Source organism: Scandinavium sp. (genome assembly GCF_036271055.1).
Lineage (GTDB): Bacteria > Pseudomonadota > Gammaproteobacteria > Enterobacterales > Enterobacteriaceae > Scandinavium.
Window position 1 is genome coordinate 410,627 of sequence record NZ_DATBBJ010000059.1, and the last position, 19,591, is coordinate 430,217.

Here is a 19,591-nt window from a genome sequence, read left to right on the forward strand (position 1 = left end):
CTGATTGTTGTTATGTACGATGTTGTTATGTTCGGCGCTGAAAATAGGTCAGAGCCAGCGCGCCAGCCAGCACCAGACCTTTGATAATGTCCATCGCGTAGTACGGCACTGAAAGCATCACCAGCCCGTTCGACAGCACGCCGAGGATCACCGCCCCGACCAGCGTGCCGAGCGCATTAGGCTTGCCGGAACCGGCGAGTGAGAAGCCAATCCATGCCGCGGCAACCGCATCCATCAGATAACCGCTGCCCGCATTCACCTGCGAAGAACCGATGCGCGATGCCAGTAAAATGCCGCCTAGTCCGGCGAGCAGCGAAGCAATCACATAGGCCGCGACTTTGTAGCGAGTGGTGCGTAAACCGGAAAGGCGCGCCGCTTCCGGATTCCCGCCGATGGCGTACATCCGGCGTCCGTGTGTCGTCAGCGAGAGCGCCAACTGCGCGACCACCGTCACCACCAGCATGATGATCACAATCGTCGGCACTTGCCCGAGCAGGCCAAACGCCGCCGGGATCGTGCCCTCAGCCATGTCTCCGCTCGGTAGCACCATGTTTTCGGTAATTGATCCGCCAAAGCTGTAGGTTGCCGCCACACCCTGCACTACAAACAGGCTCGCAAGCGTCGCAAGCATGTCGGGAATACGCAGAATGACGATCAGAAAGGCGTTAAACAGCCCGACCAGCGTGCAGAGCAGAAGCGTAATCACAATCGCTTCTGTGGTGCCAAAGCCGTGCCAGACGAACAATGAAATCACCAGCGCATTCGCCAGCGACGCGGTGGATCCGACAGAAAGATCGAACCCGCCAACGGTCAGCGAAATTGACACGCCGATGGCAATCACCGTCACGATGGCAATCGAGCGCAGAATGTTGATGATGTTGAACGGATCGAGGAAGTTGTCCGACGCGAGGCCGAAAATCACCACCAGCGCCACCACGGTCAGCAACATGCCCCACTTATAGAGAAAATCGAAAAACTGCTGACGGCCTGATGCCGTCGCCTTTACTGTCAGGGCCTTGCTCACGACGCCGCTCCTCCGGTGGAGTAATAAAGTAGGGTTTCTTCGCGGGCTTCAGCGCCCGCCACTTCTGCCACAATTTTGCCATCCCACAACACGCAGATGCGGTCGCATAAACCGACCAGTTCGGCGAATTCGCCGGAGGCATAAATCACGCCTTTGCCTTCACGGGCGAGGCCGTCGATCAGGTTGAACAGATCGGTTTTGGCTTTGACGTCCACACCTTTGGTTGGCTCGTCAAAAATCAGCACATTGGCATTGCCGCGCAGCCATTTGCCGATGGCGACTTTTTGCTGATTACCGCCGGACAAACGCCGCAGTGTCTGCGCCGGACCGGTGGTGCGGATCCCCACGCGGGCGATCACCTCTTCCGCCCAGCGCCATGCCTGACGATGCCCGAACAGGCTCCAGCGTGAAAAGCTGTTGTCCGCGCCGATCGCCAGATTCATGCCGATCGACTCATCGATAAAAATGCCCTCTTTGCGGCGTTCTTCCGGCACCAGCGCCAGCCCACGAGTGACTGAATCTGCCGGGTCACGTGGTCGCCACGGCTGCCCGTTCAACTCGGCGCTGCCAACGCGGCTTTTACTCGCGCCAAACAGTGCTTTGCAGAGTTCCGTTTTTCCGGCTCCCGCCAGCCCCGCGATGCCGAGAATTTCGCCTTTGCGTAGCCGCAACGAGATATCCTGTAAAAGATGTTCGTCATGCAGACCATCGACCTGCAACACCACCTCATCGCTGTGCGCAGTGCGGCGAGGCGGGAAGATATCGGTCAACTCGTGCCCCAGCATTTTCTCCACAATCTGCTCACCGCTCAGCGCCGCCATCGGGCCGCTTTCAATCAGCTTGCCGTCACGCAACACCATCAGGGTGTCGCAAATCGCTTTTAATTCGTGAATGCGATGGGAAATAAACACCACGCCAATCCCCTGCTGTTGCAAGCGTTTCACTACCGCAAACAGGCGTTCGCTTTCGTGACTGTCGAGCGGCGCGGTCGGTTCGTCGAGGATCAGAAAACGGCAGTGATGCGAAAGCGCACGCGCGAGTAAAATTTGCTGTTTTTCTGCCAATGTACAGCCGTCGATGGCGCGTTTTACATCGAGCGTAACGTCCAGTTGTGCCAGCGCCGCTTTCGCCTGTTGGCGCACCTGCTGCCAGTTGAAGCGGTATCCCGGTTCAGCCAGCCGATCGAGCATGATGTTTTCTGCAATCGACAATCCCGGCACCAGCGCCACATCCACTTCCTGCTGCACCAGATGGATACCCAGCTGTTTAGCGTCGCGCGGTGAACGGATCACCACCGGCTGATTGTTAATAACAATCTCACCTTCGTAATGACCATAAGTCCCACACAACACTGCCATCAGCGTGGATTTCCCCGCGCCGTTAGCGCCCGTCAGAGCGTGCACCGACCCGCCGTTGAGCGTAAACGCCACCTGCGTTAAGGCCTTAAATCCGGAGAAGGCCAGGCTGATGCCGCGCATCTCCAGGCGATTGGCTGCCATCCGCTGAAACCCTTATCGTTAATCGTCTGATTTGTGGACTCTTCCACAGCCGTGCTTGACTGACAACGGCGTAAAAGGCATAAGATAAAGCAAAATAATATTAGCCATCCAGATGTCCAGACATACCATCGGGGTAGCGATAATACACAAGGAAATAACAAATGAGCAACACCGATATTCGTGTGGTGGTCGGCCCTGCCAATTACTTCTCGCACCGTGGCAGCTTTCAGCGCCTGAATGACTTCTTCAGCCCGGAGCAACTTTCCCGCGCGGTCTGGATTTACGGCGAACGTGCCATCGCTGGCGCACGCCCTTTTCTGCCTGAATCTTTTGATACTGAAGGGGCGAAACATCTGCTTTTCACGGGCCATTGCAGCGAGCGTGACGTGACGACCCTTGCAGACAGTGCGGGCGAAAATCCGGCGGTAGTGATGGGTGTAGGTGGCGGAACAGTGCTTGATACGGCCAAAGCAGTAGCGCGACGTTTAGGTGTGCCATTTGTCGGATTGCCAACGGTTGCCGCCACCTGCGCCGCGTGGACGCCGCTGTCGGTGTGGTACAACGAGGCCGGACAGGCATTGCAGTTTGAAATTTTCGATGACGCCAATTTCCTGGTACTGGTCGAACCAGAAATCATCCTCAACGCCCCGGCAGACTATTTATTGGCTGGCATCGGTGACACGCTGGCGAAATGGTATGAGGCTGTCGTGCTGGCAGCGAATCCTGAACAACTTCCGCTGACGGTTCGGCTCGGGCTGAACGGTGCACAGGCCATTCGCGATGTTCTGCTGGAAAACAGCGAAGCGGCATTGGCAAATCAACAGCAAGGGGAATTGAGCCAGGCGTTTCTCGATGTCGTGGATGCCATCATCGCCGGGGGCGGCATGGTGGGTGGGCTGGGCGAGCGTTACACCCGCGTTGCCGCCGCACATGCGGTGCATAACGGGCTGACTGTGCTACCGCAAACCGAAAAATACCTTCACGGCACCAAAGTCGCCTACGGCATTCTGGTGCAAAGCGCATTACTCGGTCAGGATGACGTGCTCGCGCAACTGGTAGCGGCGTATCAGCGCTTTCATCTACCGACGACTCTCGCCGAGCTTGAAGTTGATATTCATGACCGCCCGGCGCTCAACAAAGTGATTGCACATACCCTGCGCCCGGTGGAATCCATTCACGCCCTGCCCGTTGCCGTCACGCCCGAGTCGCTACACGCCGCCTTTGTAAAAGTTGAATCCCTAAGCGCTTCATTCTGAACGCCTCGTTTAAAATCCCCCGCCCCGTCCATTGACGGGGGGTTTTCGCCCTCTATACCTAATGATGACTCCTATCCATAACTCTGAGGCATCTATGCATATCGATTTGACGGGTAAACGCGCGCTGGTGACCGGCGCCAGCCGTGGTCTTGGTCGTGCAATAGCGATTTCACTGGCGAAAGCTGGCGCTGATGTGGTCATTACTTATGAAAAATCAGCCGATAAGGCGCAGGCGGTGGCGGATGAAATCCGCGCTTTGGATCGCAAAGCCCATGCTATTCAGGCTGACAGCGGCAACGCGCAAGCGATCGTGCAAGCCGTCAATCAGGCGGCTGAAACCCTCGGTGGACTGGATATTCTGGTCAACAACGCCGGGATCGCACGCGGCGGTCCGCTGGAGTCGATGTCGCTGGAAGATATTGATGCGGTGATTGGCGTGAACATTCGCGGCGTAGTGATTGCCACCCAGGCGGCACTGGCGCACCTCGGGCAAGGTGGACGCATTATTAACATCGGGAGCTGTCTGGCAAACCGCGTGGCGTTCGAAGGAATTGCGGTGTATTCGATGAGTAAATCGGCGCTGAATTCGTTCACTCGTGGGCTGGCCCGTGATTTAGGCCCGAAAGGCATCACCGTGAATCTGGTGCATCCGGGCCCAACTGACAGCGACATGAACCCGGCAGACAGCGAACAGGGCAGAGAACAGGTCAAACAAATTGCCGTCGGTCACTACGGTAAACCGGAAGATATTGCTGCCGCCGTCACTTTCCTCGCCAGCCCCGCCGCCGGGCAAATCACCGGCACCGGACTCGACGTTGACGGGGGCGTTAACGCCTGAGTCCGAATCCGTACATTTCCTTTTGCTGCCTTCCTTCGAATTTCACTGCAAGCCTCTGTCACCCGACAGAGGCGCTTGCAGCCTGCCTCGCAAGCTAAACAATCGTGCCTTTCTCCTGTCCACGACCTCTTTTACACTCTGCCTTAATTATCTAATACAACAGCACCTAATAAACTAATTATTTACTAATACCCAATGAGGCGTATCATGCAGATGCAGTCGAAATTAACGATCCTTTGGTCGAGGGCAGCGAGAAGACATTTCCCCAGGCTCGAGAAGCGAGACCGGCAGCGGATCATCGAAAAATTAGACATGCTCGGGGATATCAGTGCTCCCCCACTGGATATCGAAAGGCTACGTGTTAAAGACGAGCTTTACCGGTTAAGGGTCGGGGATTATCGGATCATTTTTACCCGGACGGGTGAGAACAACGAGGCCTGTTATATCGTCGATGTACGGCGAAGAACCTCGAAAACCTATTCCTTCCAGGAGGAGCCAGCACGCTATGAATATACAATTTATCAAAGATGAAAAGGGCAACACCCAATACGTCGTAGTGCCTTACCACGTCTGGTTCAACATGATGCTTGACCGCGTACCCGTTGAAGCGGAAGGCGAAGAGAATAACTGGGAGGAGATCCCCTCCGAACACGATGAGTATGACGGTGTGCCCATTCCCCATGAGGTCGCGCGCCTGATGGACAGAGACGAGGTCAGCCTGCAAGCTGCCTGGCGCCTTTTCCGTGGTCTCTCACAGCAAGAAGTGGCGGATAAACTTGGCGTGACCCAGTCTGCAATCTCACAGCTGGAATCCCCGGACTCACGACCGCAAAAACGTACCCGCGAAAAGCTGGCGGCCATCTATGGGTGCACCCAGGAACAAATCAGCCTGTATCTGCCAAAAGAAGGTTAACAACAGCGCCCGCCGTTTTTCCCGCTGTAACGAGCGTCCTGGCGCTCGCGGAAAAATTCTTCATAAGTCATGGGCGTCTGATCAGGATGGGTCAGACGCACGTGCGCCACGTAGTTATCGTAGTCCGGCACGCCAATCATCATTTTGGCGGCCTGACCGAGGTATTTTCCCGCTTTCGAGAGTGTGTCAAACATAAGAACTCCAGTGGATATCAGCCTCCCCTTGTAAGGAGAGGCATACACATCCTTAATGCACGCTTTTCGCCTGAGCAACAATCTGCTCGTAGTTTTCCGGCATCGGCTCGTATGGCGTTTCTTTCGCCGTCGGTTTGTCTTCCTTCAACGCGGCCAACGCCGTTTTCAACGAATAGAGCGCCAGGACAACCACGACCACCATAAAGAATATCGTCAATCCGGCATCCAGGCGGTTGTTGAACACCAGTTGTGAGAGCTGCGATTCGGTGTACTGCGCCGGAATTTTACCACTGTCGATCATCGCCTGGAACTTGTTAGCGATGGCGAGGAAACCGACTTTGGTGTCAGCACTGAACGCTTTCTGCCAGCCCGCCGCCAGGGTACAAATCAGTAGCCACGCGGTGGGCAACAATGCTACCCAGGCATAACGCTGGCGTTTCATTTTGAACAGGACCACTGCGCAGAGCATCAGCGCCATACCTGCCAGCATTTGGTTGGCGATACCGAACAGCGGCCACAGTGTGTTGATGCCACCGAGCGGATCCACCACGCCCTGATGTAGGAAATAGCCCCACGCAAGCACGCACAGCGCTGTTGCCAGCAAGTTCGCTGGCAGCGAATCAGTGCGTTTCAGGTTCGGGCTGATCACCCCGAGCAAATCCTGCAACATGAAGCGTGCCGCACGCGTCCCGGCATCGACCGCCGTCAGAATAAACAGCGCTTCGAACAGGATCGCGAAGTGATACCAGAACGAGACATCCATCAGGCCGCCGAGCGAGCCGTGCAGAATGTACGCCATTCCGACAGCCAATGTCGGCGCACCGCCTGCGCGCGAGATTATCGACTGCTCGCCCACTTCATTGGCGATTTGCGTGAGCGTATCTGGCGTTATCGCAAAGCCCCAACTGCTGACCACCTGCGCGGCAGACGCCACCACGTCAGTGGTTCCCGCCGGAGCCAGTACCGCCATCGGGCTGTTCATCGCGAAGTATACGCCCGGATCAATGATACAAGCCGCGACCAGCGCCATGATCGCCACGAAAGATTCCATCAACATGCCACCGTAGCCGATAAAGCAGGCCTGGCCTTCGTTAGCGAGCATTTTTGGCGTGGTGCCGGAGGCAATCAGCGCGTGGAAACCTGAAACCGCGCCACAGGCGATGGTGATAAACAGGAACGGGAACAGGCTGCCGGTCCAGACCGGACCAGTGCCGTCAACGAATTTGGTCAATGCGGGCATGGTCAATGTTGGGCGCAGGATCAATATGCCGATCGCCAGTCCGACAATGGTGCCGATTTTCAGGAAGGTTGAGAGGTAGTCGCGTGGGGCCAGCAGCAGCCACACCGGTAACACCGCCGCCACGAAACCGTAGCCCACCAGCATCCACGTTAACTGTACGCCAGTGAAATCAAACCACGGCGCCCATGTTTGACTCGCCGCCACCCAGCCGCCGGAAATAATGGCAAAAATCAGCAGAACAAGGCCAATCACTGACACTTCGCCAATACGGCCCGGACGCAGATAGCGAATATAAATTCCCATGAAAATCGCCAGCGGAATGGTGAACGCCACGGTGTAGGTCCCCCATGGGCTGTGGGTCAGGGCTTTCACCACAATCATCGCCAGCACCGCGAGGATGATGACCATAATCATGAAAGTCGCCACCAGCGCAATCACGCCGACGGTCGTGCCCATTTCCTCTTTGATAAGCTCGCCGAGCGAACGCCCATCGCGGCGAGTGGAGACAAACAGCACCATAAAGTCCTGCACCGCACCGGCTAACACCACGCCTGCCAGGATCCAAATCATGCCGGGCAAGTAGCCCATCTGGGCTGCCAGCACCGGGCCAACCAACGGCCCCGCCCCGGCAATCGCCGCAAAATGGTGACCGAACAGCACTTTTTTGTCGGTCGGCACGTAATCAAGCCCGTCGTTATGACGCACCGCTGGCGTCATGCGCGTCGGGTCAACAGACAGCACTCTCTTCGCGATAAATTGACCGTAAAAGCGGTAAGCGATGAGATAGATACAGACCGCCGCAACGACAATCCATAACGCGTTTATCTGCTCACCACGGTTGAGTGCAATGTAGCCGAGGGCAAACGCGCCGACGACAGAGAGGATGGCCCATATCAGGTATTTCCCTGGGTTATTCATGGTCAAATTCCATCAGTGAAGGGGGAGATGTTACATTTTGTATCTATAACACCCCTTCTGAATTTAACAACTTGATAACCGAGAAAAAGGGATTTATGCCCGGGATTTACATGACATTGTTAAGCGGATCACTCTCTGGTTAAAGCAAGATTAGCCGAGCACCATAGTGCTCAAACGGCAGGTGCAGCAGCGCCGCCCCTGTTCATCAAACACTACAATTTCCCAGCTTTGCGTTTGTTTGCCGAGGTGCAACGGCTGGCACACGCCGCGCACTTTACCCTGCGACACCGCGCGATGATGCGTCGCGTTCAGTTCAGTGCCGACCACACACTGCCCTTCGCGAGTCATCAGATAACCGGCCATCGAGCCGAGCGTTTCCGCCAGCGCCGCCGACGCGCCACCGTGCAGCAGACCGAACGGCTGATGAGTGCGGGCATCTACTGGCATTTCAGCTTCCAGCGTGTCGTCGCCGAGCCGGGTGTAAACGATCCCCAGATGCGCCACCATCGTGGCCTCACTGGTGGCATTTAACGCTTCAAGATTTAAATGACGGACCCAGATCATCATACCCCCAATGTTGAGCCGCCATCCACCACGATGTCCTGTAAGGTGATATGGCTGGCTAAATCAGACGCAAGGAACAAAATGGTATCGGCGATCTCCTGCGGACGCGCGATTTTGCCCAGCGGAATGCCGAGCTTGAACTGCTCGGCAAAGCCGCGAATGCGCTGCTGTTCCGCGTCATCGCTGACCCACAGTGTGCGCTGCATGTCGGTGTCGGTTGACCCCGGCGAAACCAGATTACAGCGCACGCCACTGGCCGCCAGTTCCAGTCCGACGGTCAACGCCAGACTTTTCAGTGCCGCTTTTGACGCGCCGTAAGCGCTCATGCCGATGCGTGGCGTGTGCGCCGCATCAGACGCGACGGTGACAATCGCCCCGCCCTGCTGCTGACGAAATGTTGCCATTGTCTGCTGGAACAGATTGAACGCACCGCCAACGTTGACCGCAAACGTCTGCTGCCAGTCGGCGAGACTCAACGCATCCGTCGCACCCATGCGCAAAATACCGGCGGCGTTAACCAGCACATCCAGACGAGCTAAATCCTGCAACAGCGGCTTGCAAACCAGCATCACCTGCTGCGCATCGGCCACATCCATTTTGACCGTGGTAAAAGGATAATCCGCGTTATCGAACGCCAGATCGAAACCGGTCACGCTTGCCCCGGCTTCGACAAACGCCAGCGCGGTGGCGTACCCAATGCCTTTTCCAGCACCCGTCACCCATACCGTTTTACCGTGAAAATCCAGGCCTGCCATCACTTCACCTCACGTGACAGCAACGCCCACCAGGCATCAATTGTCGGGTTCTTCGCCAGCATCACAAAATCGATATCACCGTGAACTTTACGCCAACGCGCCGCCAGTGCCATCATCCGCACCGAATCCAGGCCGTAATCAATCAGGTTTTCGTCATCCAACGGTTCGTCAGATTCATCCAGCAACGGCAGGATCATCGCCCGTAACGCGGTTTTCGACGCAGGCAACGGCAGCAGTTCTTCGGTCATCACCACACGCCCGGAGCGCCCGGCAACGTATTTCAGCGACATCAGATGTTCTTCGCGGCTGAAATCCGCCAGCGCATCGGCCACAAAGAACGGCTTGATGTCGCGCATGAACGCATCGGTCGCAGTCGTCATGCAGCCGATGTGTGCGTACACCCCGGTGATGATCAACTGATTACGCCCGGTCTCTTTGAGCATTTCTTCCAGTGGCGAACGGTGAAACGCGCTGTAACGCCATTTCACCAGCACGGTGTCGGCGTCGTCTGGCGCGAGTGCGGCAATCACACGCTGCTGCTCCGGCGAACGGGTCAATCCCGGCCCCCACATATCGTTCAGCAAAGCGCGGTCTTCGTCGCTCTGTTCTTTCGGTTGTGCGGTGTAGTAGACCGGAATGTTGTGCTGTTTGGCGAAATCACGCAGCGCTTTGATGTTGGCGACTACGGTTTCCATCATCGCGCTGTTTTCGCCCCAAAAATTGAGGAAATATTCCTGCATATCATGGATTAACAGCGCCGCACGCTGTGGCTCAAACGCCCAGTCGACTTTGTTCGCAGGAATGTCTGCGGCGGTCGGCAGTGCGTAGGCCTGCAGTTTTGGAATTGCCATACTCTTCTCCTCAGGCCAGGGCGCGATCCGCAATCCACTGACGTAATTGTTTTTTATCGACTTTACCGACCGGCGTCAGTGGCAATGCGTCTACGCACTCCACGCGATCCGGCAGTTTGAATTCGGCGACGCCCTGTTCGCGCAGGAAACGACGAACGACGACTGCTCGCAGCGGTGTTTTCACCACCAGATACGCGCAACTCTTTTCGCCGAGCAGACTGTCTTCCATGCTGACCAACGCGGCGTGGATCACGTCCTCGTGGCGCAGCAGCAGGTTTTCGATCTCCTCGGCGGCGATCTTTTCGCCTCCGCGATTGATCTGATCTTTCTCGCGCCCCTGCACGGTGATGTAGCCGTGTTCGTCGATCGAAATCAGATCGCCGGAACCGTAAAACCCGTTGGCATCAAAGGCGCTGGCGTTGTGCTGCGGGCTCTTGTAATAGCCACGGAAGGTGTACGGGCCACGCGTCATCAGACGGCCCACTTCGCCGCGCGGCAAAGGATTACCGTCTGCATCGGCGACCCACACTTCGTCATCCGGCGACATCGGGCAGCCCTGCGTGTGGATGATGCGTTCCAGCGGATCGTCAAGCCGGGTGTAGTTCACGAGCCCTTCCGCCATGCCGAACACCTGCTGAAGCTGACAACCCATTTCCGCCGGAATACGTGCTGCCAGCGTGGCAGACAACCGCGCGCCGCCCACCTGTAACAGCGTGAGCGTTGCCAGTTGTGCGTTGCCGTTCCCTTCGTGGATGGCCTGCAACCACAGGCTCACTGCCGGAGGCACCAGCGCGGCGACCGTAATGTGATGCTGCTCAATCAGCGGGAAACAGAGCGTGGCGCTCGGGTCAGAAGCCAGAATGACGCAGCCGCCCGCCATGAACACACCAAGCGCACCCGGTGAACTCAGGGCGTAGTTGTGCGCGGCAGGCAATGCGCAGAGATAGCGAGTGCTCGCATCAAACGCGCAAATCTCATTGCTGCGACGGATGCTGTAGTCGTAATCGTTATGCGTACGAGGAATGAGTTTCGGCGTGCCGGTGCTGCCACCGGAAAGCTGGAAGAAAGCGACGTCTCCCGCATTCGTGTTCGACGGAACAAAATTGTCTGCCGGTGTCGCCATTGCTGCCGCCAGATTGTGTTCGCCCTCATCGTTGCGCAGCAAAACCACCCGCAAAGAGCGGTGCACATCGACAAAACCGTTGAGGAACGTATCGTCGGCAAAAAGAGCATGCGCACGATCGGCAATCAGGATCGCCGGTTCGATTTGCGCAGCATAGGCATGTAATTCGCTGCGCTGATGGCTGAACAGTGCATTCACCGGGGCTACGCCAATGCGCAGCAACGCGAAGAATGTGATGTAAAACTCAGCGACGTTGCCCAGATGCACCAGCGCGGTTTCACCGGTTTTCAGCCCCTGACGCTGCAACGATGAAGCCAGGTTATCCACTCGCTCATTCAACTGGCGATAGGTGAAACGACGCTCGCCGTCGATGACCGCAACCGCATCACTGTTGGCGCGGCGCGTCAGAATGTCGGTCAGCGGCCGATCCTGCCAGTAGCCCTTCTCCCGGTAGCGGGCCGCTAAATCGTCCGGCCAGGGCGTAAATGCAACACTCATCATCAATCCTTAATTCAGACCAAACACGTTCAGCATGGTGCTGAGCTTCACCCCGGTTTCACGCCATTCACCGAGTGGAGAAGAAGCTGGCACGATGCCCGCCCCCGCAAACAGACGAATGTGGTTGGCGCGCACGTTAGCGCAGCGGATGGTCACTACCCATTCGCCATTACCTTCGGCGTCGCACCAGCCGACGATGCCGCCGAACAGTTCGCGGTCGAACGGCTCAAGTTCGGCAATCAATTGTTTGGCTACGTCGTGTGGGAAACCGCTCAGCGCAGGGGTTGGGTGTAACAGGCAGGCCAGCGACAAGGCGTTTTCGCCCACTTTCGCTTCACCTTCAATCGGTGTCGCCAGATGCCACAACGTTGGCGTGGTGACGAGCTGCGGTGAAGACGGCAAAGACAGCGCTTCGCTGCGCGGCGTGAGCACGTTTTTCATCGCCTGCGTAACGAGATCATGCTCGTGTCTGTCTTTTTGCGACGCCAGCAGACGGTTGCCCGCTTCTCTGTCCAGTACGCTATCCGGCTGACGACGCGCCGAGCCCGCCAACGGCAGTGAGCTGAAATGCGAGCCTTCTTTGCGCAGCAGCAATTCCGGACTTGCGCCCAACAGCACGCCTCCGTCGGGCAACGGCACATGGAAATTGAAACTCGCCGGATTCTGAGCAATCAGACGTTCCAGCAGCGCGCCCGTGTCCACCTTCACGTCAGTAGTCAGTTCAATCAGCCGCGATAAGACCACTTTATCGACTTTCGGCGTGGCGGTGAGCGCAGCGGCCTGTTCTACCATCGCCATAAACACATCCTGCTGCGGAATCTCCTGACGCGCCTGAACCTGCATCGGCTTCATGCTGGCGGCATAAGGAGCCGAGTGCTGTTTGGCGGTGCGGGAAAACGCCTCGCTGTGCTGTGGAATAAACAACGCGGAAGGCTGCGTGGTATCGAACGGGATCGCGCCAACCAGCAGCGGTCGCGCAATACCCGCCGCTTTGGCGTCAGCAAAAGCTTTAGCGATGTTTTGCTGAAACTCCCCCGCCAGATTTTCACCCCCTTCAACCGGCTGCGCGATGCGACGAAAACAGCCCGAAGTCGTGAAACTGCGGTACGGCGACATAAAAAAGAAGCTGTCGGATGACAGCGTTGGGGCAACTTCCTGCACGGCCTCAGCCAGTGACGTTTCCATATCATCCTCCAAAACGATAAAGATATTACGAATAATTATCATTTATATTTTGGTTCGGTAAGCTAAAAGTTATTGCTGCGATTGTCAATGTCGGACGCATCTTCCGTCTTACCGTTGCGTCGTGCTACAGTGCAAATGAGATTCATTAACATCAACAAAACAGGACGCTGACGTCGTGAAATCCCCTGCTTTCTTCCGTAACACCCTGTTGTTTATCGGGCTTTGCCTTTTAGGATTAACCTCAGCCAGCGCCGCCGACTGGCCTCGTCAGATCACCGACAGCCGTGGCAGCCACACGCTTGAACACAAACCGATGCGTATCGTCTCCACCAGCGTGACGCTCACCGGCTCATTGCTGGCGATTGACGCGCCGGTTATAGCCAGCGGAGCCACGACGCCGAACAACCGCGTGGCGGATGCACAAGGATTTCTGCGCCAGTGGGGTGATGTGGCGAAACAGCGCCAGCTCGCGCGGTTGTATATCGGCGAACCGAACGCCGAAACTGTTGCCGCACAAATGCCGGATTTGATCCTGATAAGCGCCACAGGTGGCGATTCCGCGTTAGCGCTGTACGATCAGCTCTCCACCATCGCGCCGACGCTTGTCATCAACTACGACGATCAGAGTTGGCAGGGCTTGCTGACTCAACTCGGGACTATCACAGGCCAGGAAAAACAGGCGGCGGCGCGCATCCATGAATTCGATACGCAACTTGCCACACTCAAACAGAAAATGAAGCTCCCGCCGCAGCCGGTCAGCGCGCTGGTTTACACCGCCGCCGCGCACAGCGCCAATCTGTGGACGCCGGAGTCCGCGCAGGGCAAATTGCTTGAACAATTAGGCTTCACCCTCGCCCCGCTGCCGGCCGGACTGCACACTAGCCAGAGCCAGGGCAAACGGCATGACATCATTCAGCTTGGCGGTGAAAATCTGGCTGCGGGTCTGAACGGTCAGTCGCTGTTCGTGTTCGCAGGAGACCAGAAAGACGCCGATGCGATTAGCGCGAATCCGCTGCTGGCGCACCTTTCTGCCGTGCAAAATAAACACGTATACGCACTCGGCACCGAAACGTTCCGCCTGGATTACTACAGCGCCATGCTGGTGTTGCAGCGTCTTGAGAAACTGTTCAGCTAACCCTCTTGCCGGGTGGCGGCTACCGCCTTGCCCGGCCTACGTTTTTTCACGCAGGCCCGCGCAAGCGAAGCACCGCCGGGCGTTCAGGCAACTTCTTCCACTTTCACTGGAACCCGACGGAATCGACGTAACTCGCCGAGCAACACAACCAACACCGCGCCAATAATCGCCAGCGTCCAGCCGCTGACCGACGCCGCTGCAACCGGTGTTAACATCGCGCCAAATCCCCCCAACAACGCTGCGCCAATGGCATCGCCCGTGACGTTTTGCGCCGTCCACAGGCCGTTGATTCGCCCGAGCATCGCCTCCGGGGTTTGGGTCTGAATCAGGGTGTATTGCAACAATGAGCTGATGGCGCTCAGCCAGCCAAATAGCGCCAGACACAGCGCGCCAAGTGCCCAGACGGGCATTACGCTGAATAACGCTATCGCCACGAAGGATCCCACCGTCGAGATCAGCATGATCTGCCCCGGCCTTTCGCTGCGCGCCAGATTGCCGCTGGTCAGCGCGCCAAACGCAGCCCCGAGCGGGATCGCCGCATACAGCAAACCAATCTGCGCCGCCGACATTTGCCAGCCCATCGCCAGCGCTGGGTAAAGTACCCGCACCGCGCTCGCCATCGTCAGCAAACCGCCAAGCAGCGCAATGCCGCCAATTAGCGGGCTGTTAAACAAAAAGCGCAGACCAGTCATTAACGATTTCAGCGGATGTTCACGCGGCTGCGGCGGTGGCGGCAGCTTTGGCAAACGCAAGAGCGTGAGCGTTGTGATAAACGTGCCTATCGCCGCCAGCAGATAGTTCCAGGAGAACCCGCCACTCGCCAGCAGCAGACCGCCGACCATTGGCGAAATCACCGAACCTAAGCGCACTGTCAGCATGGTGATCGCGCCCGCCTGCATCAGGTTTTCGCGCCCAACAAGCGCAGGCGTTGCCGCTAATAGCGCGGTCACGCCAATCGAGGCAAACAGACCATCCCAGACGCCGAGCAGATAAATCGTCAGCAGCGACGGTTCTGGCAACAGCGCATTTAGCCACAAGCCAAGAAAGCCAATTCCGCAAGTGCCACGCGCCAGCAAAATGAGTTTTTTGCGCTCGACTCGGTCAGCCAGCACGCCGCCGAGCATCAGGCCAATAAACATCGCCCCGCCGGTCAGTGTCACCGCAAGCCCCACATGCCAGGTGGATTGGGTCAGATGTTGAATTTGCACAGGCACTGCAACGCCGAGCAAACCGAGGGAAAGAATGGAGATAAAACGGGCGATAAAGACGGCGCGAAACGCCGGATGAGTTTTCAGCAGGCTGAGGTTCAACAGCCAGGATTGTCTTTGCATCACAGGGCCTTCAACGAACTTTCGATACCATTTTTGTGGTCGCACATGCTAACATGAGAGAATAAGATCGAGAACGATAATTACTATCATTATCACATCATGGACGTTGCTATGTCGTTTTCTCCCGCCACGCTGCGCGCCGTCGCCGTGCCCGGATTACTCATTCTGCTCGTGATTGCCGCCGCACTCAGTCTGTTGATTGGCGCAAAACCGCTGCCGTTGAACGTGGTGTTCGACGCCCTATCAGGCAGTTGCCAGAGCGCCGACTGCACCATTATTCTCGACGCCCGTTTGCCGCGCACGCTGGCCGGCATTTTAGCCGGAGGCGCGTTGGGCCTCGCGGGCGCGCTGATGCAAACCCTCACACGTAATCCACTCGCCGATCCCGGTATTCTCGGCGTTAACGCCGGAGCCAGTTTTGCCATCGTACTCGGCGCGGCGCTGTTTGGGCTGACACTGCCACAAGAACAGTTATTACTCGCCTTTTGCGGCGCGTTAATCGCTTCTCTGTTAGTCGCTTTCACCGGCAGTCAGGGCGGCGGGCAGCTCAGTCCGGTTCGCCTGACGCTGGCAGGTGTGGCGCTTGGCGCGGTGCTCGAAGGATTATCCAACGGTATCGCCCTGCTCAACCCGGACGTTTACGATCAGCTGCGTTTCTGGCAGGCCGGTTCGCTTGATATTCGCTCGCTGGAAACCCTGAAAGTGGTGCTGGTGCCAATCACGATTGCCGCCGCCGTGGCGTTGGGTTTGAGCCGTTCGCTCAACAGCCTGAGCCTCGGCGCAGACACCGCCACCGCGCTCGGGAACAAAGTCGCGCGTACGCAAATTTTGGGCCTGCTGACTATCACCGTATTGAGCGGGTGTGCGACTGCGCTGGTCGGGCCGATTGCCTTTATCGGGCTGATGATGCCGCATATGTCACGCTGGTTAGTGGGTGGCGATCACCGCTGGTCGTTGCCGGTGACGCTGATTGCCACGCCTGCCCTGCTGTTGTTTGCCGATATTATTGGCCGCCTGCTGGTGCCGGGCGAACTGCGCGTGTCAGTCGTCAGCGCGTTTATCGGCGCGCCTGTGCTTATCTGGCTGGTGCGTCGTCAGCCGTCGCGCGGAGGTGTCGCATGACTGCCCCTTCCCGTCGGCTGATCCTCAGCTGTTTACTGTTAATTCTGGCAAGCCTGCTCATTACGCTCTGGAGCCTACGCAGCGGCGCAGTAACGCTTGATGCCCCACAGGTGATCGCCGCACTGTTTGGCGATGCCCCGCGTAACGTGACGATGGTCGTCACCGAATGGCGATTACCGCGCGTGTTGATGGCGCTGCTGATCGGCGCGTCGCTCGGCGTCAGTGGAGCGATTTTCCAGTCTTTAATGCGCAACCCGCTCGGCAGCCCAGACGTAATGGGCTTCAACACTGGGGCGTGGAGCGGCGTACTGGTCGCAATGGTGCTGTTCGGTCAACATCAAACGGCCATTGCTTTTGCCGCGATGGCGGGCGGGATCATCACCTCGCTGCTGGTCTGGCTGCTGGCGTGGCGCAATGGCATCGACACCTTCCGGCTGATCATTATCGGCATTGGCATCCGCGCGATGCTGATGGCGTTCAATACCTGGCTGCTGCTGCGTGCAACGCTTGAAACCGCGCAGTCGGCTGGCCTGTGGTTTGCCGGGTCGCTCAACGGCCTGACGTGGGCGAAAATCTTCCCGTCGGCCCCTATTCTGCTGGTGATGCTGGTTTTTGCCGCACTATTGGTTCGGCGATTACGGCTGCTCGAAATGGGCGATGACAGTGCCTGCGCGTTAGGTGTTCGCGTTGAGCGTTCACGTTTATTGATGATGCTGGTGGCAGTGGTTTTAACCGCCGCAGCAACGGCTTTGGCTGGCCCGATTTCCTTCATTGCGCTGGTAGCTCCGCACATCGCCCGGCGCATCAGCGGCACCGCGAGATGGGGATTAACGCAATCCGCATTGTGCGGCGCACTCCTGTTAGCGCTGGCTGATTTCGGCGCACAACAACTGTTTATGCCTTATCAGTTGCCGGTGGGCGTGGTGACCGTCAGCCTCGGCGGCCTGTATCTCATCGCCCTGCTTATTCAGGAGTCCCGTAAAAAATGACCGCATCCACTGCCCGCCTGCACGGCGAACACCTCATGCTGAGTTACGGCAAAAAAATTATTGCCGAGAAGCTGAACGTCGCCATTCCTGACGGCCATTTTACGGCGATTATTGGCCCCAATGGCTGCGGAAAATCGACGCTGTTACGCACGCTCAGTCGTCTGATGACACCGCAGCACGGGCAGGTATTTCTCGATGGCGAGGAGATCCAGCGTTTCGCCAGCAAAGACGTGGCGCGGCGTATCGGCCTGCTGGCCCAAAACGCCACCACGCCGGGCGATATTACGGTTCAGGAACTGGTGGCGCGCGGGCGTTATCCGCACCAACCGTTGTTCAGCCGCTGGCGTAAAGAAGATGACGACGCGGTAAACCGCGCGATGAAAGCGACGGGCGTAACGGAGCTGGCAAATCAGAGCGTGGATACGCTCTCCGGCGGGCAGCGCCAACGGGCATGGATTGCGATGGTGCTGGCACAGGAAACGGCGATCATGTTGCTCGACGAGCCGACCACCTGGCTCGACATCAGCCATCAGATTGATCTGCTGGAACTGCTGAGTGAACTCAATCGTGAACAGAGCTACACGCTGGCGGCGGTGCTGCATGACCTTAATCAGGCCTGCCGCTATGCCACTCATCTGATTGCGCTGCGCGACGGCAAAATTATTGCCGAGGGCGCACCGCGAGAGATTGTCACTGCGGAATTGATCGAGAGGATCTACGGCCTGCGCAGCCTGATTATTGACGACCCAGTGGCAGGCACACCGCTGGTGGTGCCGCTAGGACGAACATCAGCCTAAAATCAGGCCGATGTTTGTGAAGCGAAAATAAGCGCTACTGCGCAACATGAATACGCTTTTTGATGTCTTTCAAAAACAGCGTGATGGTAAAGGTCATCATCACCAGCAGCGTCCACGATCCCCACTTGCCGACGTGTACTGTCGCCCATGCGCCTAATTGATTCGGATAGCGCCAGACGCCAAAGAAGGTGCCGAGATTTTCCGCCAGCCAGATGAAGAAACCGATCAGCGCGAAGGCCAGTAACAACGGCATTTTGCGCGGCTTGTCGTACGGAGTAAAAATCACGGTCGATCGCGCATACATCCCCAGAGCCGCAGCTGCGATATACCCGCGATAATCGCCGATAAAATGATGCGTGAAGAAATTGGCGTACAGCGCCAGCGATAACAGAACAGCGTGCAGAATCGGCGGGTGATGACGGATTTTCAAATCAAACAGTCGCCAGCACTGGATGATGTAGCTGCCCACCGCCGCGTACATAAAGCCGCTGAATAGTGGCACGCCACCAATCTTACTCCAGCCCGCTTCCGGGTAGTGCCACGAGCCAATCGCGGAAGAGGTTTTGAACAGTTCGAGCGCAAATCCCAGCACGTGAAAGAGCGTGATAGCTTTGATTTCATCGAGACTTTCGAGGCGGGTGATAAACATGATGAGCTGAATGGCGACCGCGATGAGCAACAGCAGATCGTAACGCGAAATCCCAATCAGCCCGGTGTGCGGCACGCAAAACATCGCCACGAAGAAGAGACCTGCAAACAAACAGGCACGTAACTCCTTTACACCGAACCAAAGAAATTCCAGTCCAAACCGTTTTGCACCGCGTACTGTTGTTGCTGGCGGTGTGATTAAAAACCGATCGATACGATTGAGCACTTCCCTTCACTCCATAATCCAAAGCGCTCATTCTGCCATAAGCACTGCAGAAGGACAGCCGCAACAGGGATTTCCCCCTTCCAGAGGAATGTCAAATCTCCGTCACTTACACCAGCAAATAACACTTTATATTCCCGCGCATCATCACAAACGACTACACACTGACGATTACTCAACCTTAAGCGCTACAGTAAGATCGTTAAAGCAGGCATTAATTCCATTAATTACGCTTAAAATGATTTTAAATTTCTACAGTAAAAATTATTTCAATAGAACTTCCAGCAAGCGGCGATTTCATTTGAAAGAGCAAAAACACCAAAAACATTAGACAACCTGAACAATTGCCTCCCATCTTTAATTTTCATTTCATTCACAAAACTTTCCTCCGGGTTAAATAAAGGAGAAAAACACAGTTCAAAAATAAAAACAAAACAATATTTCAACATAAAGAAACAAATAAGGTGATAATGATTACCAAGAACTAA

General features: G+C 56.7%; 19 protein-coding genes. 8 read left to right on the forward strand and 11 right to left on the reverse strand.

What is annotated here, in order from left to right:
• Window positions 1-25 precede the first annotated feature (25 nt).
• Both VH187_RS09980 and VH187_RS09985 read right to left on the reverse strand, forming a co-directional pair.
• Window positions 26-1,024, reverse strand: coding sequence for an ABC transporter permease (locus tag VH187_RS09980; protein WP_329701291.1), 999 nt, complete (start codon window positions 1,022-1,024; stop codon window positions 26-28).
• Window positions 1,021-2,523, reverse strand: coding sequence for a sugar ABC transporter ATP-binding protein (locus tag VH187_RS09985; protein WP_329701292.1), 1,503 nt, complete (start codon window positions 2,521-2,523; stop codon window positions 1,021-1,023). Before VH187_RS09985 ends, VH187_RS09980 begins: the two co-directional genes overlap by 4 nt.
• A 161-nt stretch (window positions 2,524-2,684) precedes the next feature.
• Between VH187_RS09985 and VH187_RS09990 the strand changes: the two genes are divergently transcribed.
• From VH187_RS09990 to VH187_RS10005, 4 genes are all read left to right on the forward strand, one after another.
• A complete protein-coding gene (locus VH187_RS09990; RefSeq protein WP_329701293.1) occupies window positions 2,685-3,779 on the forward strand; it encodes an oxidoreductase in 1,095 nt (364 codons plus the stop codon).
• Between the two features lie 94 nt (window positions 3,780-3,873).
• Entirely contained in the window at window positions 3,874-4,617 is a 744-nt protein-coding gene (locus VH187_RS09995) for a 3-oxoacyl-ACP reductase family protein (protein WP_329701294.1), read from the forward strand.
• 213 nt (window positions 4,618-4,830) lie between these two features.
• The gene (locus VH187_RS10000; protein WP_329701344.1) at window positions 4,831-5,148 is read left to right on the forward strand and encodes a type II toxin-antitoxin system RelE family toxin; all 318 of its coding nucleotides are present in this window, start codon (window positions 4,831-4,833) and stop codon (window positions 5,146-5,148) included.
• Entirely contained in the window at window positions 5,123-5,530 is a 408-nt protein-coding gene (locus tag VH187_RS10005; protein ID WP_329701295.1) for a helix-turn-helix domain-containing protein, read from the forward strand. Before VH187_RS10000 ends, VH187_RS10005 begins: the two co-directional genes overlap by 26 nt.
• On the opposite strand, the gene VH187_RS10010 is transcribed toward VH187_RS10005, so the two are convergent.
• From VH187_RS10010 to entC, 7 genes are all read right to left on the reverse strand, one after another.
• Window positions 5,527-5,724, reverse strand: coding sequence for a YbdD/YjiX family protein (locus tag VH187_RS10010; RefSeq protein ID WP_329701296.1), 198 nt, complete (start codon window positions 5,722-5,724; stop codon window positions 5,527-5,529). The two genes, VH187_RS10005 and VH187_RS10010, sit on opposite strands and share 4 nt — an antisense overlap.
• Before the next feature lie 52 nt (window positions 5,725-5,776).
• On the reverse strand, window positions 5,777-7,882 hold the full coding sequence (gene cstA / locus VH187_RS10015) for a pyruvate/proton symporter CstA (RefSeq protein WP_329701297.1): 2,106 nt from the start codon (window positions 7,880-7,882) through the stop codon (window positions 5,777-5,779).
• A gap of 150 nt (window positions 7,883-8,032) precedes the next feature.
• Window positions 8,033-8,446, reverse strand: a complete 414-nt coding sequence (gene entH, locus VH187_RS10020; RefSeq protein WP_329701345.1) for a proofreading thioesterase EntH — start codon at window positions 8,444-8,446, stop codon at window positions 8,033-8,035.
• Entirely contained in the window at window positions 8,446-9,201 is a 756-nt protein-coding gene (entA, locus tag VH187_RS10025) for a 2,3-dihydro-2,3-dihydroxybenzoate dehydrogenase EntA (protein ID WP_329701298.1), read from the reverse strand. Before entA ends, entH begins: the two co-directional genes overlap by 1 nt.
• Window positions 9,201-10,052: an isochorismatase gene (locus VH187_RS10030; protein WP_329701299.1), complete on the reverse strand. Its 852-nt coding sequence runs from the start codon at window positions 10,050-10,052 to the stop codon at window positions 9,201-9,203. Before VH187_RS10030 ends, entA begins: the two co-directional genes overlap by 1 nt.
• A gap of 10 nt (window positions 10,053-10,062) precedes the next feature.
• The gene (locus VH187_RS10035; RefSeq protein WP_329701346.1) at window positions 10,063-11,673 is read right to left on the reverse strand and encodes a (2,3-dihydroxybenzoyl)adenylate synthase; all 1,611 of its coding nucleotides are present in this window, start codon (window positions 11,671-11,673) and stop codon (window positions 10,063-10,065) included.
• 9 nt (window positions 11,674-11,682) lie between these two features.
• Window positions 11,683-12,858, reverse strand: coding sequence for an isochorismate synthase EntC (entC, locus tag VH187_RS10040; RefSeq protein ID WP_329701300.1), 1,176 nt, complete (start codon window positions 12,856-12,858; stop codon window positions 11,683-11,685).
• 175 nt (window positions 12,859-13,033) lie between these two features.
• Between entC and fepB the strand changes: the two genes are divergently transcribed.
• Window positions 13,034-13,993 (forward strand): Fe2+-enterobactin ABC transporter substrate-binding protein, encoded by a 960-nt coding sequence (gene fepB, locus VH187_RS10045; RefSeq protein ID WP_329701301.1) that lies wholly within the window; start codon window positions 13,034-13,036, stop codon window positions 13,991-13,993.
• Window positions 13,994-14,076: 83 nt separating this feature from the next.
• On the opposite strand, the gene entS is transcribed toward fepB, so the two are convergent.
• A complete protein-coding gene (gene entS / locus VH187_RS10050; protein WP_329701302.1) occupies window positions 14,077-15,324 on the reverse strand; it encodes an enterobactin transporter EntS in 1,248 nt (415 codons plus the stop codon).
• 111 nt (window positions 15,325-15,435) lie between these two features.
• Here entS and fepD point away from each other — a divergent pair, with 111 nt between their 5' ends.
• Genes fepD through fepC form a run of 3 tightly spaced genes read left to right on the forward strand, consistent with a single transcriptional unit; the run spans window position 15,436 to window position 18,232 of the window.
• Window positions 15,436-16,446: a Fe(3+)-siderophore ABC transporter permease gene (gene fepD / locus VH187_RS10055; RefSeq protein ID WP_329701303.1), complete on the forward strand. Its 1,011-nt coding sequence runs from the start codon at window positions 15,436-15,438 to the stop codon at window positions 16,444-16,446.
• Window positions 16,443-17,435, forward strand: coding sequence for an iron-enterobactin ABC transporter permease (gene fepG / locus VH187_RS10060; protein WP_329701304.1), 993 nt, complete (start codon window positions 16,443-16,445; stop codon window positions 17,433-17,435). Before fepD ends, fepG begins: the two co-directional genes overlap by 4 nt.
• On the forward strand, window positions 17,432-18,232 hold the full coding sequence (fepC, locus tag VH187_RS10065) for an iron-enterobactin ABC transporter ATP-binding protein (protein ID WP_329701305.1): 801 nt from the start codon (window positions 17,432-17,434) through the stop codon (window positions 18,230-18,232). Before fepG ends, fepC begins: the two co-directional genes overlap by 4 nt.
• 34 nt (window positions 18,233-18,266) lie before the next feature.
• Here the strand turns inward: fepC and VH187_RS10070 are convergent, their stop codons facing one another.
• Entirely contained in the window at window positions 18,267-19,106 is an 840-nt protein-coding gene (locus tag VH187_RS10070; protein ID WP_329701306.1) for a DUF817 domain-containing protein, read from the reverse strand.
• Window positions 19,107-19,591 lie beyond the last annotated feature (485 nt).

What these genes read in the sequence shown, in the direction of transcription:
- fepD (WP_329701303.1), top strand. Translation starts at nt 15,436, where the DNA reads ATGTCGTTTTCTCCCGCCACGCTGCGCGCCGTCGCCGTGCCCGGATTA.
- VH187_RS10030 (WP_329701299.1), bottom strand. Translation starts at nt 10,052, where the DNA reads ATGGCAATTCCAAAACTGCAGGCCTACGCACTGCCGACCGCCGCAGAC.
- VH187_RS10035 (WP_329701346.1), bottom strand. Translation starts at nt 11,673, where the DNA reads ATGAGTGTTGCATTTACGCCCTGGCCGGACGATTTAGCGGCCCGCTAC.
- entA (WP_329701298.1), bottom strand. Translation starts at nt 9,201, where the DNA reads ATGGCAGGCCTGGATTTTCACGGTAAAACGGTATGGGTGACGGGTGCT.
- cstA (WP_329701297.1), bottom strand. Translation starts at nt 7,882, where the DNA reads ATGAATAACCCAGGGAAATACCTGATATGGGCCATCCTCTCTGTCGTC.
- VH187_RS09995 (WP_329701294.1), top strand. Translation starts at nt 3,874, where the DNA reads ATGCATATCGATTTGACGGGTAAACGCGCGCTGGTGACCGGCGCCAGC.
- VH187_RS10005 (WP_329701295.1), top strand. Translation starts at nt 5,123, where the DNA reads ATGAATATACAATTTATCAAAGATGAAAAGGGCAACACCCAATACGTC.
- entS (WP_329701302.1), bottom strand. Translation starts at nt 15,324, where the DNA reads ATGCAAAGACAATCCTGGCTGTTGAACCTCAGCCTGCTGAAAACTCAT.
- fepG (WP_329701304.1), top strand. Translation starts at nt 16,443, where the DNA reads ATGACTGCCCCTTCCCGTCGGCTGATCCTCAGCTGTTTACTGTTAATT.
- VH187_RS10010 (WP_329701296.1), bottom strand. Translation starts at nt 5,724, where the DNA reads ATGTTTGACACACTCTCGAAAGCGGGAAAATACCTCGGTCAGGCCGCC.
- fepC (WP_329701305.1), top strand. Translation starts at nt 17,432, where the DNA reads ATGACCGCATCCACTGCCCGCCTGCACGGCGAACACCTCATGCTGAGT.
- VH187_RS10000 (WP_329701344.1), top strand. Translation starts at nt 4,831, where the DNA reads ATGCAGTCGAAATTAACGATCCTTTGGTCGAGGGCAGCGAGAAGACAT.
- entH (WP_329701345.1), bottom strand. Translation starts at nt 8,446, where the DNA reads ATGATCTGGGTCCGTCATTTAAATCTTGAAGCGTTAAATGCCACCAGT.
- entC (WP_329701300.1), bottom strand. Translation starts at nt 12,858, where the DNA reads ATGGAAACGTCACTGGCTGAGGCCGTGCAGGAAGTTGCCCCAACGCTG.
- VH187_RS09985 (WP_329701292.1), bottom strand. Translation starts at nt 2,523, where the DNA reads ATGGCAGCCAATCGCCTGGAGATGCGCGGCATCAGCCTGGCCTTCTCC.
- VH187_RS09990 (WP_329701293.1), top strand. Translation starts at nt 2,685, where the DNA reads ATGAGCAACACCGATATTCGTGTGGTGGTCGGCCCTGCCAATTACTTC.